The 14,884-nt window shown below is 41.9% G+C and carries 14 protein-coding genes and 1 tRNA gene; 4 read left to right on the forward strand and 11 right to left on the reverse strand.

Going from position 1 to position 14,884, the window contains the following annotated elements; genetic code table 11:
- A partial coding sequence (locus tag ACJ751_RS06425) for a carboxypeptidase-like regulatory domain-containing protein (protein WP_407744550.1) occupies positions 1-2,383 on the forward strand: 2,383 nt, incomplete at its 5' end.
- Positions 2,384-2,467: 84 nt separating this feature from the next.
- Complete coding sequence (locus ACJ751_RS06430; protein WP_407744551.1) at positions 2,468-3,208, forward strand: hypothetical protein; 741 nt, start codon at positions 2,468-2,470, stop codon at positions 3,206-3,208.
- Positions 3,209-3,270: 62 nt separating this feature from the next.
- Here the strand turns inward: ACJ751_RS06430 and ACJ751_RS06435 are convergent, their stop codons facing one another.
- From ACJ751_RS06435 to ACJ751_RS06455, 5 genes are all read right to left on the reverse strand, one after another.
- Positions 3,271-3,648, reverse strand: coding sequence for a hypothetical protein (locus ACJ751_RS06435; protein ID WP_407744552.1), 378 nt, complete (start codon positions 3,646-3,648; stop codon positions 3,271-3,273).
- A 380-nt stretch (positions 3,649-4,028) separates the two neighbouring features.
- On the reverse strand, positions 4,029-4,586 hold the full coding sequence (locus tag ACJ751_RS06440) for a T9SS type A sorting domain-containing protein (RefSeq protein WP_407744553.1): 558 nt from the start codon (positions 4,584-4,586) through the stop codon (positions 4,029-4,031).
- 259 nt (positions 4,587-4,845) lie between these two features.
- Positions 4,846-5,730 carry a PhzF family phenazine biosynthesis protein gene (locus ACJ751_RS06445; RefSeq protein ID WP_407744554.1) on the reverse strand — a complete coding sequence of 295 codons (885 nt, stop codon included), beginning with the start codon at positions 5,728-5,730 and terminating at the stop codon, positions 4,846-4,848.
- A gap of 65 nt (positions 5,731-5,795) precedes the next feature.
- Complete coding sequence (sigZ, locus tag ACJ751_RS06450; protein WP_407744555.1) at positions 5,796-6,332, reverse strand: RNA polymerase sigma factor SigZ; 537 nt, start codon at positions 6,330-6,332, stop codon at positions 5,796-5,798.
- A gap of 183 nt (positions 6,333-6,515) precedes the next feature.
- A tRNA-Ala gene (locus ACJ751_RS06455) sits at positions 6,516-6,589 on the reverse strand.
- A gap of 240 nt (positions 6,590-6,829) precedes the next feature.
- Here ACJ751_RS06455 and ACJ751_RS06460 point away from each other — a divergent pair.
- Together ACJ751_RS06460 and ACJ751_RS06465 are read left to right on the forward strand one after the other, a co-directional pair.
- On the forward strand, positions 6,830-7,519 hold the full coding sequence (locus ACJ751_RS06460; RefSeq protein ID WP_407744556.1) for an aspartate/glutamate racemase family protein: 690 nt from the start codon (positions 6,830-6,832) through the stop codon (positions 7,517-7,519).
- An 87-nt stretch (positions 7,520-7,606) separates the two neighbouring features.
- A complete protein-coding gene (locus ACJ751_RS06465) occupies positions 7,607-8,089 on the forward strand; it encodes a YdeI/OmpD-associated family protein (protein ID WP_407744557.1) in 483 nt (160 codons plus the stop codon).
- Positions 8,090-8,166: 77 nt separating this feature from the next.
- Here ACJ751_RS06465 and ACJ751_RS06470 read toward each other — a convergent pair whose 3' ends face one another.
- The 6 genes from ACJ751_RS06470 to ACJ751_RS06495 all read right to left on the reverse strand — a co-directional run bounded on the left by ACJ751_RS06470 (position 8,167) and on the right by ACJ751_RS06495 (position 14,878).
- Entirely contained in the window at positions 8,167-8,652 is a 486-nt protein-coding gene (locus ACJ751_RS06470) for a zeta toxin family protein (RefSeq protein ID WP_407744558.1), read from the reverse strand.
- 434 nt (positions 8,653-9,086) lie between these two features.
- A complete protein-coding gene (locus ACJ751_RS06475; protein ID WP_407744559.1) occupies positions 9,087-10,643 on the reverse strand; it encodes a sialate O-acetylesterase in 1,557 nt (518 codons plus the stop codon).
- A gap of 5 nt (positions 10,644-10,648) precedes the next feature.
- Positions 10,649-12,442, reverse strand: a complete 1,794-nt coding sequence (locus ACJ751_RS06480) for an alpha-L-fucosidase (RefSeq protein ID WP_407744560.1) — start codon at positions 12,440-12,442, stop codon at positions 10,649-10,651.
- Between the two features lie 347 nt (positions 12,443-12,789).
- Positions 12,790-13,224, reverse strand: a complete 435-nt coding sequence (locus tag ACJ751_RS06485; RefSeq protein WP_407744561.1) for an organic hydroperoxide resistance protein — start codon at positions 13,222-13,224, stop codon at positions 12,790-12,792.
- Positions 13,225-13,264: 40 nt separating this feature from the next.
- On the reverse strand, positions 13,265-14,056 hold the full coding sequence (locus ACJ751_RS06490; protein WP_407744562.1) for an alpha/beta hydrolase: 792 nt from the start codon (positions 14,054-14,056) through the stop codon (positions 13,265-13,267).
- Positions 14,057-14,092: 36 nt separating this feature from the next.
- A complete protein-coding gene (locus ACJ751_RS06495) occupies positions 14,093-14,878 on the reverse strand; it encodes a DUF1223 domain-containing protein (RefSeq protein ID WP_407744563.1) in 786 nt (261 codons plus the stop codon).
- Positions 14,879-14,884 lie beyond the last annotated feature (6 nt).

The following is a 14,884-nucleotide window of genomic DNA, read 5'->3' on the forward strand; positions in this document are numbered from 1 at the left end:
GGTAAATATTGAATTTTCTCCCACCCTGCTCGATAATACGCAACGGCTTACATTGCCTGCCGGCGAAACCACCATTGGCGCCGTGCTTACTGTGATCCTGAAAGGACAAAAGGTAGCTGTCATTGAGCGCAATGATAAAATAATTATAATATCCGCTGCTGAGCCTTTGCCGCCAGGGGCCCTGCTTGAAAAATATGTGCTGTTCGGTTTTATTCAACAGCAAGGTAGTCTGGAACCGTTGCCCTTTGCCAGCATTCGGGAACCGGCAACCGGTGTACTGTGCGAATCAAATACAGCAGGATTCTATAGCCTGAGCCTTCCTGCAGGCACCCACACAATAGAAGTTTCTTTCTCGGGATGTAATACCAGAACTATTGAAGTAGAACTGCAACACAATACCCGTTTTAACCTACCCCTGACATCGGCATTGTTACCGGAAGTACAGGTAAACACGGTGAATACGTTGAAGCGCGATGCGGGCAATAAGCTGGATAAAGAACAAACCAGCATGTATAGTAATATGCTTGGCCAAACCGATCCGGTACGAGCGGTTTATTTGTTACCAGGAAATATGGAAACCCAGGAAACAGGAGGTCAATTAATTGTTCGGGGCGGAGAACCAGGAGAAAATCTTTTTCTGTTGGATGGTAACCGCGTATTTAATCCCGCGCATTTATTAGGGGAAATAGCGGTTGTAAACAATACCAGCGTAAAATCGGTAAAACAATATAAAAATGATTTTCCAGGCCGGTACGGCGGTGCAGTATCTTCTATTACAGCTATCCAAACCAAAGATGGAAATATGGAGGAATGGCATGGCGAAGCAGAGGGCGGCCTTACCTCGGGTGCCATTACTGTTGAAGGTCCGTTGACAAAAAACCGAACGGCCCTGATGATTGCCGGCCGAAGCAGTCTGGGTGACGCCACTAAAGACATACTTGCTTATGACGCGCTGTTTGGAGATTTCCATGTTAAACTCACCCATCAGTTCAATAAGAACAACAAACTGCTGATAAGTGGTTATACCGGTAATGATCGCCTGCAGCTGACCCAGGACAATAACGGCTATCTGCAAAAATGGAGCAATGGTTTGTTTACCGTTAACTGGAACCTGGTGACGGGGAAGCGTTCGTTTGTTAACACCTCGCTGAATTCAAGCAATTTTGACAATTTCGTTGGGTTGAAATATGCATTTACAAACACTTCTACCGGAGGAATACCACTGTACAAAATCACCGCATTCAATAATTACGAAAAGGGAACGCGGTTTGAAGCAAAAACAGCTGTTGAATTAACAGCATCGCCCAACCTGCAATTCCAGTTTGGCGGGCAGTTTGAGCATATAGTAATTTCCCCATATAAAACCCTTGTCACCACGGATTTTGAAGAAGACTATTTGCAGTATTCAGCCCAGCCCGTATTGTCTTTTAATAATGTAGCGCTCTGGTATGAAAATGAGATCCGGGTAGGTAATAACTTATTGCTTAGACCGGGATTGTATGCCAACGCCTATACCGCAAAGACATATAATAACCAGTCATTGCAACCCCGATTTTTTGCCAGTTACAGATTAAATAATCAACAACAATTGAGTGGTTCGTATTCTCAAACAGGCCAGGTATTGCACCAGGTTACCAGTCCTTACCCGGGTATAAACCGGGAAATATGGTTACCCGCCAACAGCAACTTTCAGCCGGTTATCAGCAACATGATCAATCTCGGATATCAATATAAGAACAACCGCCTTATAAACTTCAATGCCGACGTTTATTATAAAACCATTGATCACCTGGTTAACTTTTCAGAAAAAGCCAATGTTCTTTTTTACAATGACTCCATTGAAAACAAGTTGATAACAGGCAATGGTGAAAGTTATGGTGCAGAACTGGTGGCCGAAAGAAAGTTCCGCAAATGGAAAACGCTTTTATCTTATACCATTTCATGGAGCTGGCGCCGGTTTGATAGCATACAAAATGGCCATCGACAACCATACCGATACGACCGGCGTCATAACCTGAACTGGTTGTTCAGTTATCAGCCAAAACCAACATTTGAAATAAGCCTGCTGTGGCATTTTCATACCGGCGACTGGATCACGATTCCCACAGCCATTCCTTCAAACCCTGATGAAGAAATGAACAATACAGCCTTCAAACCTTACCGGGGAAAAGTTTTTAACCGTGTAAATATTAATGCTACCTGGTACCTGAAGCCGTGGAAAAAATTCAGCCAACAACTAAGTGCCGGTGTTCATATTACGGATCACACAGATGAATACACCACCAAATTTTCAACCGCCAGTAATAACGATTATACTATTGACCTGTTCCCCGACCAGCTTTTCAAATACACCTGGTATATTGCGTATAATATTAGACTTTAACCATATCTGAATATTTTTTTAAATTTTTCATCTCCCCAATAGGAATAATTCAAAAAGCCAGGTTGTATATGCAAATAGTAAAACATGACAATAAGAAACCTGGTAGTGGCATTAATTTCATTAGTGATTTTTGGCGCCTGTGGCAAAGACAGCTCAACAGATATGCCTGCAATTAATCCACCAACAAACCCCAATGGAAATCAGCCAGACACAACAAAGAACCCCAATACATACAAACCAGGTAACACTTTATTGATAGATGATCTGGTGCTGTACACCACAAATGGCGCACATCGGGATGTTCAACTAATCAAGAACTTTATGACCCGCAATTTCCCTGAGTATACGTCTGTATTTGCTTATGGACAATCATCTGTAAGCTATAACAACAGCGCATTAAGTCTTACTTTTCTCGATGGTAATAAGGTAAAACTGAAAGACACGATTATGGAGATCGTTAGTAAAACCGACACACAAATGATGCTCTCACCTTTGGATTCTACCAATATGCCTGGTCCCGAAAGCCAACTGTTTGGTCATTGCATGGTATTGTATAATCAGGTGCCACAGTACAATCCATATAGTATTTGCAATGCAGCAGGCGGTAATTGTAAAAAATATCGCAAGCAGTACCCTATAATAATTTCCGGTAAAGACTATTATCTTCCTTTAATAAAATATTGCCTGGTAAGTAACTGTAGCATATTAATTAATGAGGCCGCCCCCATGCCAAATTATTTTAATGCGGCTATCACAAATGGAATGTTGCAGAATAATGACTCCTTACTGGTTCAGGTTAGTCGTTTACAGGTGACGAATAAGTGATGCTTGTTGATGTTACCTCTTCTGAATTACAATGCCCCTTGTTTGAAATGCAAGGGGCATTGTTATCTAAGATCTTCAGCATTTCCTAACACCAGTCTGAACTTTTTGTGATTTTCAGGATGGCTTATAATCTCCGTATACACCTGCATAAAACTATCCTGAAGCTCAATATGGTTAAGCTTTTCAGCCATTTTCTCTGCCAATTTCCCATTGTTTTTTAAATCGAGAAAGACCATGCCCCTGTTGCCATTGTTCCATATCAGCATGCAAATAAACTTACCAACAGGCATTATGACAGTTTCTTTACTGGGCATGAATGAGACTGGCATGTCCAATGCCATCATTTTAAGGTTATGAAATACTTTGCTTCCATTCGATACTGTTGCTTTTAATTTATCTGGGCTAATCTCGTCTACATATAATGGAAAAGGTGCTATCATAAAGGTGGTTATAATTACTCCCAATTTAACTAATGTCCGAACGCTAGCCAAGGCCCGCACAGACCATTGAAAGATGTGGGGCCCACCGGCAGATTGTCAAAATGGAATATTTGGCTGGATTAAAATAAAATGATCTGCAGGATATTAATTCTGAAGTCCGCCGGCAAATTGTCGAACCAAATATAGAATTTTTATAATCGCCCATATACTGTGAAACAATGGTATGCGAATATATCAGTCCATATATTTTCTCTCCGGAATTTCCTTAGTTCTTTTACACTGAAGTAGCGCTATAAAGGAAAAAAGCCGGCTCCATGTTTTTGCAAACATAGGAGACAGCTTGTAATTTTTATGCAGGAATCGATTACTTTGAATGAATCTTATTGCTTAATAAGTTTTTTCTGCAATAACCGGTTATTTCCAGCAGAAAGTTCCAATACATAAATTCCCTTGCTTAAACCTGCAGGCACAGATACTTGCAATGTATTTACGCCAGCTCCTAGCTTTTGAGATGCTGTTAATACGCTTCTTCCATAAAAATCAATGAGGCGTATCCGTACAGGTTCTGCCTTGTTCAACTGTATTGTCAACGTCAGATCCTGCAGGAACGGATTGGGATTTACCTGTATCGCTACATGTTGATCAAGTAAAATAGGATCGACTTTATCGCTGAGTATTACACCTCCTGTTGATACCCTTGCTGGTTGTACAGCAAAGGAACAACTGGCATAGTCGCCAGACCTGTAAACATTTAACGTACTACTATTAACCTGAATAGCGGAGAGGGTTGATAGTGTTACCTCGAATACGGCCTGATAGCCGCCTCCAATGTATAGATGGCCATCGGCAGTCATGGCTACCGAGTTGCAAGCTACGGGCATGCCGCTTATTGTGCCGTAATAAGTAGCTACTTTTGTAGCAGGATCTATCGTGTACACGTTGCCAGAATTAGGAACAAAATACACTCTGCCTGCGCCGTCGCTGCAAATATCTCCGGAAGTTTCTCCAAGTATATCATGCGTACCATTGGCCGAATCATTAATAAGCGCCCCTAACCGATTGATTATAGGAAGACCAGTAGCGGCATCGATGGAAATACGGATAAAATCCTGCCCGTTTTCGGTAATAGCATAACCGTATCCGTTTTACAATTTCATGGTGACTACCGGAGTCGAACCGGTGACCTATTGCATCCGGTCAGGCGATTTCTACTGACAATGATGTCATTAGTATGCCTTTCCCCCCTACCATAATTTTTGTGATTTTTCCGTTGTCCAGCGATAAATCCGCAATAATTAAACTTTGCGATGGTTGTCCCATAAACCAACCCTGTTCAATTAGCATCCGGTCTTTTTTTATTCCAAGTATGTCAAAAAAATAGCAAGCAAGTGGTCCTGCTGCCATTCCTGTAGCAGCTTCTTCCGCTATTCCATACCTGGGCGCAAACATTCTTGTAGTTGCATCCCTTATCGGGCTACTGGTTTCAGTACAAAAAACATAATAGCCGATCAAATTCAATTCGTCACTTATTTGTGATATTAAGGCGTAGTCTGGTTTGATATTTTTTAAAATCTCGGCACTTTTAACAGGAACCAGTACAAACGAGTTTCCTGTATTGACCAATAAAATTGGAGTCTCTTTTAAAAGATCACTTTTAGTTAGGCCTAATGATCTTAAAATTTGTTCTTCCTGCTTGTCAACATTCGTATATAAAGGTGCTTTCTGCTCCATAAATGCCAGATCATCCTTTAATAAAATTTCTCTTATCCCGTCGATCGTTTCTTTGGAAGAAAGCGTGTTCTTAATTAACCCTGACTGCGATAAATATGAAAATGTTGCTATTGTGGCATGCCCGCAATGAGCAATTTGACGGGTAGGAGTAAAAAAATCAAGTTTAAAGTCGGCAATTTCTGATTTTGAAACAAAGGCAGTTTCTGATAAGCCTACTTTTTTTGCAATTTTTAATTTCTGTTCATTTGTAAGATTATCCGCATTTAAAACAACCCCTGCCGGATTTCCACCCTTATTATTATCAACAAAGGCATTAAGGATCTGCACTTCAATTTTTTTAGAATTGTCCATACTTGTTTTTTAGTTTGTTACCATTTATACTCTATGGACGTGGTGAAGGCAAAAAAGACGCATTTTTATTTTTTGGGAGGCTCATATGCAATAAGATTTCCCTTACTGTCTGTTTCAACGTTTGGACAATTCAAGATAAGGTCTTTCAGCTTTTCTCTGCCCCGTTGTACCCTCGTTTTCGCTCCTGAATAAGATATATTTAGTTCTTCCGCTAATTCAATTTGAGCGTAATCTTTTAAATATGTAAGTAGTATCGCTTGCTTGTATTTATCAGATAACTTATTTATTTTCTGATTGATACAATTATTTAAAGAATGATATAGAGGCTCTTCGCTATCTTGTTCTGCCAGGTCAACACCATCAATCTGAATTATTGAATTGGTTGTTTTACGGTAATGATCGGCAATTGTGTTTCTTGTTATTTGATAAACCCAGGCCGTAAGTTTAGTGCAGTCGTTAAGTGTATGGATATTAAGTTGAATCTTCAGGAAAACGTCTTGAAGAATATCTTCGGTAGTGTCAACGTCCTTAACCTTACCTGAAATAAATTTTTTCAGTTCCAGGTATAAGTCTGTCCATATTTCTTGAATTTGTATGTTCATGGTTTTAAGTTAAATTCAAACAGAATATGGCAAGTTATTTCTTGGTGGTGAATGGGTAAGTCTTTATCAGATGCAAAAGTAATTCCCTTTCTTCTAAAGGCTCTGCAAATAAAAAAAGGCCCGCATTGCTGCAGACCTTTGAAAGTTTCTTTCCGCCTTCGTTAAGGCTCCGGCGAATGAGAGTGGAGAATACCGGAGTCGAACCGGTGACCTCTTGCATGCCATGCAAGCGCTCTAGCCAACTGAGCTAATTCCCCATTTATCGTAGTTGAACTGTGACCTTCCCGACACGTCGGGATGCTCTAGCCAACCGAGCTAATCTCCTGGATAATCAACCTACTATGAAAAAGTTGATTATTTTAGAGTTTGCAAATATAGAGCTATCTTACTTTCTCACCAAAAAAATTACCTGGAAAATCAATAACAGGATTTGACGCTGTATTCCCGGTCACAGCTTATCCAATCATTACAGATCTATTTACATTAAATTAGCTGTAATGAAAACACTAGGACTCATAGGCGGCACCGGCTGGGTGTCAGCAGTAGATTACTACAGACTTATCAATGAATTGATCAATGAAAAACTCGGTGGCGTTCATGCCGCAAAGCTGATCCTTTATTCGCTTAACTTCGGTGAAATTAAACCACTACTCGACGTAAACGACTGGGATAATATCAGCCGCATTTATATAGATATTGCTGTTAAACTGAAAGAAGCTGGTGCCAACTGCATCGTACTGGCAGCTAACACTCCCCACCTGATCGCTGATAAAATCAAGCAAGCGGCACAGCTGCCTTTAATTCATATCGCGGAAGTAACTGCCAAAGCCATAAAAGAAACCGGCATTAAAAAAGTAGCACTCCTTGGCACGAGGTTTACCATGGAAAATTCTTTTTATAAAGATGCGCTCGCTGATCATGGTATTACCACCATCGTTCCTTATGAAATAGAACGAAATTTCATCCATAATAGCATCCTGAATGAAATGGTAAAAGGCGTTTTTACTGGATCATCAATGACTACTCATCTTGAAATCATCAACCGACTTATTTCAGAAGGCGCTGAAGGCGTCGTGTATGCCTGCACTGAAATCCCTATTTTGCTGAAGGATGCAAGCGTTTCCGTCACCACTTTTGACACTACACTTATTCATGCAAAAGCGGCAGTAGCTTTTGCGCTTGATTAAACCCACTCAGGTATGGTGCCGCCATAAGGTTTCTATTATTAGGTTCCACTATTATAAGCTATTTTAGCAGTATAACAGCTGTTATCTATGCATAAATTCAAGGCGACAATAGAACTCATTGGAATCAATCCCTTTGTATTTGTGCCCGACAGAATATTAAAACAAATCTTCATACACGCTGGGAAAGAAACGGGATACATTCCCATCAAGGGTACTGTCAATGATAAAGCCTATAAACAAACGCTGGTAAAGTACAAAGGCGCTTGGCGGTTATACATCAACACTACCATGCTTAAAAAGTCGCCGGAAAGGATTGGAGAAAAAATAGAACTATGTATTGAATTCGATCCGGCAAACAGAACAATAAAACCTCATCCCAAACTGGTAAAGGCCTTAAAGGAAAATACTGCCGCGAAAAAGATGTTCGACAGTCTCCCTCCTTCCAGGAAAAAAGAGATAGTAAGATACATCGCTAATTTAAAAACAGCAGAAAGCTTAGACAGAAACGTTAAAAGGGCCATTGACTTTTTAACCGGCAATGGTAATTTTATTGGTAGAGAGAAACCTTAATACACTAAAATACCCTACCCATGCATTCCCTTAAACCGATTTCCATCATTATCCTTTTTATCTTTGTAAGTTCTAAATCATTCTGCCAGAATGATTCTGTTCATTATGTAGATAAATATAAATACTATCACGTTGATAACAAATTCTATATTTCTGTCGCGCCTTTGAGCTTCTGACACGTTATGTCCACCTTTAGTTACACGATGCACCACCCTTTGCATAGACTCTTCTAATGAATTAAGTCCCATAAACATAAGGTGAATATCGTATCCAACATTTTTAAACTCCCTCGCAGTCTTCATTGGATCCGGCGAACTAAAGTTGGTTTCGAAAGCATAATTTACGCGGGAGGCTAACACTTCTCTTTTTTGACTTTCAAAAATATTCTCATTGATAAATGACCACAGCGCTTCACTACCCGTTTCAGGGTATTTTTTTATCAAAGCCGCCATGTGCTTATCCCCATCAAAAACTTCAAGTTCTGATGTTGTTAATTTTTTCGAGAAAAGACTCTTACCTGAGCCATTTGGTTCTGCTACTATAAAAAGAACAGGATTACTCATTGTTGTAAGACCTTAATTACTTTTATTTCAGAGTTGGAGTATTTAGTTCAATGAGAACGGTGTGACCGTTGGGGTATTTATGAATGAACATATTGGGTTTTATACACAATTCATTTCGATAAATGACAGGCAGGTTCATTGCCTTAGTTTTTTCCATTTCTTCTACTAAAGCTTCTCTTAACCTGTTTTCCTTTTCTTCCGCAGTTAATTCAAACCAGTATTTCTGCCCGTTAGAGTCCATGATTCACAGAATTTGTCTAACAAAAATAACAAATTTATTCCGTTTTAAACGACACCATAACCCACTGACTTACAATGCACAACTCTTTTATCAACCCACTCGTCAAATTGGGTTACCAGGCCCCTTAATAAAAAAACCAGGATCTTTGTAATTAATAAACCTCGTATCCATGAGCCCACTTATCACAATTTCATTATTGGCAGGGATAAGCCATAAGCCCGCCGGTGCTAAAGGGCGATGCAGGCAACCCCGCCTTGTTATACAATTCCGCATGCGGAAAGTTCCGCCATCCAAATCTTACGGCTTCCGGCTGCTTCACCATGTCGCTCCAAACAATAACCTTGTCACCTTCGATCGTGGCATTCGCTTTCATAAACTGTTTATCACTACCGGCAATGGCAAACTCTTTCAATGTGCCTTCTTTTGCAACCAACCCGCCATCGGCATAATCAAAGTGAATGACAACCTTATTGCCTTCTATATTCATGGATCTGTAAATAGGCCCTGAATAAACAATTTCTTTTTTGCCATAGTCCTTTGCCAATGCCCATAAGGCCAACCGGTGTCCAACTACTTCTTTGTTCCTTGGATGTATATTCAACGAATCGCCATAATCAGTAATAACAACAAGCCCTGTCCGGGAAACTGTTTTATAGGTATACAACTGAGCTTCCCTGATCTCAGGGATCTTCTGATAATGCGGTGCTATTTCAACAAAATAAAAAGGGAAATCAGTATTCCATTCCTTTCTCCAACTGTTGATCAATGCCGGAAACAACTTTTGGTATTCGCACGGCCTGTCTGAATTTGATTCGCCCTGATACCAGATCACACCCTTGATGGTAAAAGGGATCAGCGGATGTATCATGGCGTTATAAAGCGTTGATGGAGATTTGGAATCGGTAAGGGGGTCTACAGGCTTCTTTGGCATAGGCGTGGCCTTCCCCCCCTGTTGCGTTATAGAATCCAATCCCCGTTTCCATTTTTCCAACTCAACAGCATACGCTTTCTCATCGGCAGGAAATTTCTTTATGGCTTCCTCATAGCCTTGCAGAATGGGAAGCAATGCATGATTTCCCTGTAATGTATCCTTCCTGGTCCAGGATTCTGCTGGCGTTCCGCCCCAGGATGAATGAATTAAACCTATAGGGAAACCTGTTTCTTTCTGAATTTCTCTTGCAAAATAATAAGCCACGGCAGAAAAACCCGCCGCTACCGATGACGTGCAGGAGTTCCATTTTCCTTTTACATCTTTTTGTGGTTCATTGGCAACTTCCTGCTTCACTGTAAACAGGCGTATGGTGGTATAATTCGCCTTCGCTATTTCAGCTTCACAATTAAACACGCCTGTGCGCCAGCTTTCTCCTTTCCCCAGGGGAAAATTCATATTCGACTGACCCGAACACAACCATACTTCGCCCAGGTATACATCTTTGATCGTAATGGTGTTTTCACCCCTGATGGTGATTGTATAAGGACCGCCGGCAATTCCTGTTTTAATACGAACCTGCCAGGTTCCGTTTTTATCAGCTATAGTTTTTACCTTGCGGTGATCCCAATCATTCGTGATCTCAATTTTCTCTCCAGCTTTTGCCCAACCCCAAAGGGCAGCTGCCGATCTTTGCTGTAATACCATGCTGTCGGTAATAATCGCCGGGAGGGTAATGGCTGCATGCGTTTTTTCAACACGCGTAACGAATAGCAGCATTAGTATACTAACGCAGGCTGTATATACATATTTTCTGATCATAATTATCACATGGGTTCCAAAATAACCGACTTCAGCTTAAATAATTCCGGGCCTTGCTGAATAGGATGAATGTTCAATGAATATACGCCTGCTTTTGTAAAATTGACAATTGCAACCGGCTTCTTTATAAAAAGAAGCGGGGCAGCTTTGTCATACTCCGAAGTGCGAAGCGTTTTAAATAAAAACTCATTGCCATTCAGGGTTACTCTTCCTTCCTGCCCGGCGCTTTCCCGTCCGCAGGAATAATCTAAAATTACGCTGTAATCGCCTGGCTGAGTTACTCTGATAGAGAAGGTGGTTGAATCGCCCGGTGCTTTCATGCCGGTAATGCAGGTCTCGTGTTTCCAGTCGCCATAATAATGACTGAAGGTGATGCTTTTGATGGCTGCTTCACCCCAAGTGGTTGCCTTGATGGCCTCCACGGTATTTGTTTCAAATTGCGACGAAATTGTAACAGGTGCTTTTGCATCGTAGGAAGGCGCCCCGCCTGCGTATTCAATAACAAATACAGTTGAAGGGGCATCTGATTTAAATGCCGGGAGGTTTATGATCAGGTCTGTATTCGTTTTCTTCCATGCCAGGCTTTTTTTATCTGCCAGGGAATATACGCTTCGAACAGCATTGGGAAAACCGGGCGCCAATAATTTTCCATCTTTGGGCCGATTAAAAACATGCAGAAAGAGTTTGCTTCCCTTGCGGGTAGTTACCCCCCATGGCTGTGCCGGAACAAATCCATATTCTGTACCGTAAATGCTTTCCCCATTCGCCTGCAACCACCTGCCGGTCTCTTTTAAATATTTTACAGAATAGTAGGGAATGTTTCCTTCACCATCTGGCCCTATGTTCAACATCAGGTTACCGCCCCTGGAAGCTACTTTTGCAAGCAACTGAATGATCTCTTTCGACGATTTAAAGTTCATATCGTGCCTGATATATCCCCAGGAATCATTGTGTGTGTAAATCGACTCCCAAAGATCGTTGATGGGTACCGGAGGAATTTCAGAATCACCAAAATCCTTGTAATCACCAAGCCCCTGCCCCACCCGGCTGCTGAATAAACTTTGTGGCTGCAGCTTATGAAGACTGTCTACCAACGACTGCGTTTCCTGCTTTGTAAGTCCGCCAGGCAGGTCAAACCAAACAATTCCCAGCGGACCATAATTAGTCAAAAGTTCTTTTAACTGCGGAATGGCTTTTTGCTGATAGTAAAGCTGGTAATCCTTTTTACTTTCGTCAAAATCCCAGGTGTTCTTTCCACCATTTGGTTCGTGCCAATCAACAAACTGCGAGTAATAAAAACCAAACCGGATGCCTTGTTTGCGGGTGGCTTCAGCAAGCGCCTTCATGGGGTCGTTTTTATAAGGCGTTGCTTTCACAATATTGTAGTCGCTTACTTTTGAGTCGAACATGGCAAACCCTTCGTGATGCTTGGCGGTGATCACCAGGTATTTTATACCTGCTTCCCGGGCAAGCATAGCCCATTTCGTTGCGTTAAAATTCACCGGATTAAAATCTGCCGCCACTTTTTCGTATTCCCGTACCGGTATTTTTGCCACATTCATGATCCATTCACCACTTCCATAGTACCTTTTCCCTTTCCAGCTCCCGGCGAGTTTTGAATAGAGGCCCCAATGAATGAAGAGTCCAAACTTCGCTTCCTTGAACCATTGAGCATTGGGTTGCTGCTTTTTGTTTGATGTGGTGTCCCACATTTGTTCCATTGACTGTCCATAGCAGGCAGCGTGGTTCATGGCAAACAATAATACAGCGATTGGCAGGCAAACAATCCTTGTTTTCATAAAGCGCAAATAAATAAATTTAACCGGCCGGCCAAGGGTTCCGCTTGGCATTTCATTAAACAATGCTTACTCCATAAGTTTTAGTCAGCGCATAGTTTCCAAATTTAACGGGACTAAACTATTATTACAACGCGCAACTTTTCATCAATCCACTTGTGATTGTGATCTTTTCGGCTTCGTTCTCTTCTCTTAATTCTACAAGCTTTTAGAAGATTACCTGTTTACCATGATGGATCATCTACCGGTTTTCTGGGATGCACCCAATTTTCAATTTAAGAACCGCTGCCACCAAAAAAACAAGGGCCGCCCGATATATCGGGACAGCCCTGTTGTATAGCCATGAAACCTTACACCAGATTGATCGTTACATTAATATTACCGCGGGTAGCTTTTGAGTACGGACAGGTTGCGTGTGCCGCTTCAATCAATTGTTGCGCAACTTCAGGGTCCAAACGAGGCAGGCTTATAGTCAACCGCGCCTGTATCAGAAATCCGCCACTGGCAGTACCCAGATCTACTTCTGCATCGATGGCTGTATCAGCCGGTAATTGAATGCGCATTTTGTTAGCGGCAATATTCATGGCGCCAATGAAACAGGCTGACCATCCGGCGGCAAACAATTGTTCGGGGTTTGTTCCATCGCCTTTTCCAGGTGTCGTCAACTTTACATTTAAATTACCGTCACTACTTTTAGCAGCGCCATCCCGGCCGCCAGTAGTATGTGTTTTCCCGGTATATAATACTTTCTCAACTTGTGTTCCTGGGAATGCTAAAGTTTCCATTTTTATAATTTTTTACTTGTTATCTGATTGTTTACTGAATTTATTTCTGTGCATTGGCTGCGTCAATGATCACATTGGCAACAGCATTCGGTTGCGAAATGAATATAACGTGACTGCCTTTTATTTCGGTGATCTTCGCTTTAGCGCGTTCGTACATGTTTCGTTCTATTGCAGGGTTAAGGGCTTTATCTTCTGTTGCTACAATACCATAAGCTGGTTTTATTTTCCAGGCGGCATTGGTAACAGGGGCGCCAAAACAGGCTGCGAAAATGGGTACTTGTGAGTCGCTCATAAAATCTGCTTCCTCCTGGCTTACATCGGCGGCAAATCCTGCGTGAAATTTTGCTCTGTCGAAATACACTACGCCTTTATCATCGGGTGGTAAAATGCCGCCTTCGCCTACCATTGGCAATGACATAGCCAGCTGACCTGTTGTTTCACCCACTTCAGGTAAAAATGCGGAGATGTATACCAGGGCCGCTACTTTTGGATGTACGCCTGCTTCCGTTATCACCGTTCCACCCCAGGAGTGTCCTACCAGTATTGTAGGCCCATCCTGTTTGTCGAGCGTGCGCAACGTGGCATCCACATCGTCTTTCAAAGAAGTAAGCGGGTTCTGAACAATAGTTACATGATATCCTTTCTTTGTTAAGATCTTATACAATCCTTTAAAACCTGAACCGTCTGCAAAAGCGCCGTGTACGATCACGATATTTTTTATAGGTCCGGGTGTTGGTTCTGCCATGGTTTGAACCGCCAACAGCAGGAACAGCGATACGGTCATGCAAGTCAGTAAGTAAATGCGTTTGGGTTGTAATAACAGGTGTTTCATTTTAAGTTTGTGTTAATAGTGAAGTAGTAGTTTTAATTAATTCATTCTGGCGGCGGCGGTTATACTGCCATTGCCTTTATTCTGAACAAAGCCGATCAATTCCCAGCCTTCCTGTTGCAGTGTTGCAGGTAAATTGATGGTCGTACTTTTGTTTGTAATATCTACAGGTATCAGTTCCCGAACGATCTGTACATGCGATAACTGGCGGCCTTCGTTCTCCCCGGCCATTACATGCGAGCTTGCTTTCTTTTGAACCAGCGCCAGGTACAACGCTTTATTCTTTGTTGAACCGGTAACCTCGTACGCTACCTGTACTTTGCCGCTATCTGCCCTACCCTTTAAAGTGAGGGCGTTATCTGTAGCCCGGTTCAGGGAGGCATCGATCGCTTTTACAATCGACCGTTCATTGGAACCTACATACTCACTTACTCCATTCACTACCACCTGTGGGGTATAGATCGTTTCCAGTTTCATCCAGTCGGAATACTGACGTTGACGAGCCGTGAATTCGGCGGCACTGAATTTATCTTTCCAGCCCAGCTGGTTCCAGTAATCAACATGGAATGCTACCACATACACCGGTTTGCCGGCATTTTCCAGTTGCAGTTTTTCCATTAACTGATCGGCCGGCGGACAACTTGAACAGCCTTCCGACGTGTACAATTCTACCAGGGCAAATCCCTTGTTATCACCTGTTGCTGGTTGTTGATCCCGCTTTTCGGCAACCGGCGTTTGGCATGCCACATTTAATGAAAGGGAACATACAGTCACTCCTGCTACGGCTACACAGCCTGCCATCTTTTTTATTTTTGTCCAGTTCATATAATT

Origin of the sequence: Niastella sp., assembly GCF_045805085.1 — a bacterium.
Taxonomy (GTDB): Bacteria; Bacteroidota; Bacteroidia; order Chitinophagales; family Chitinophagaceae; genus Niastella.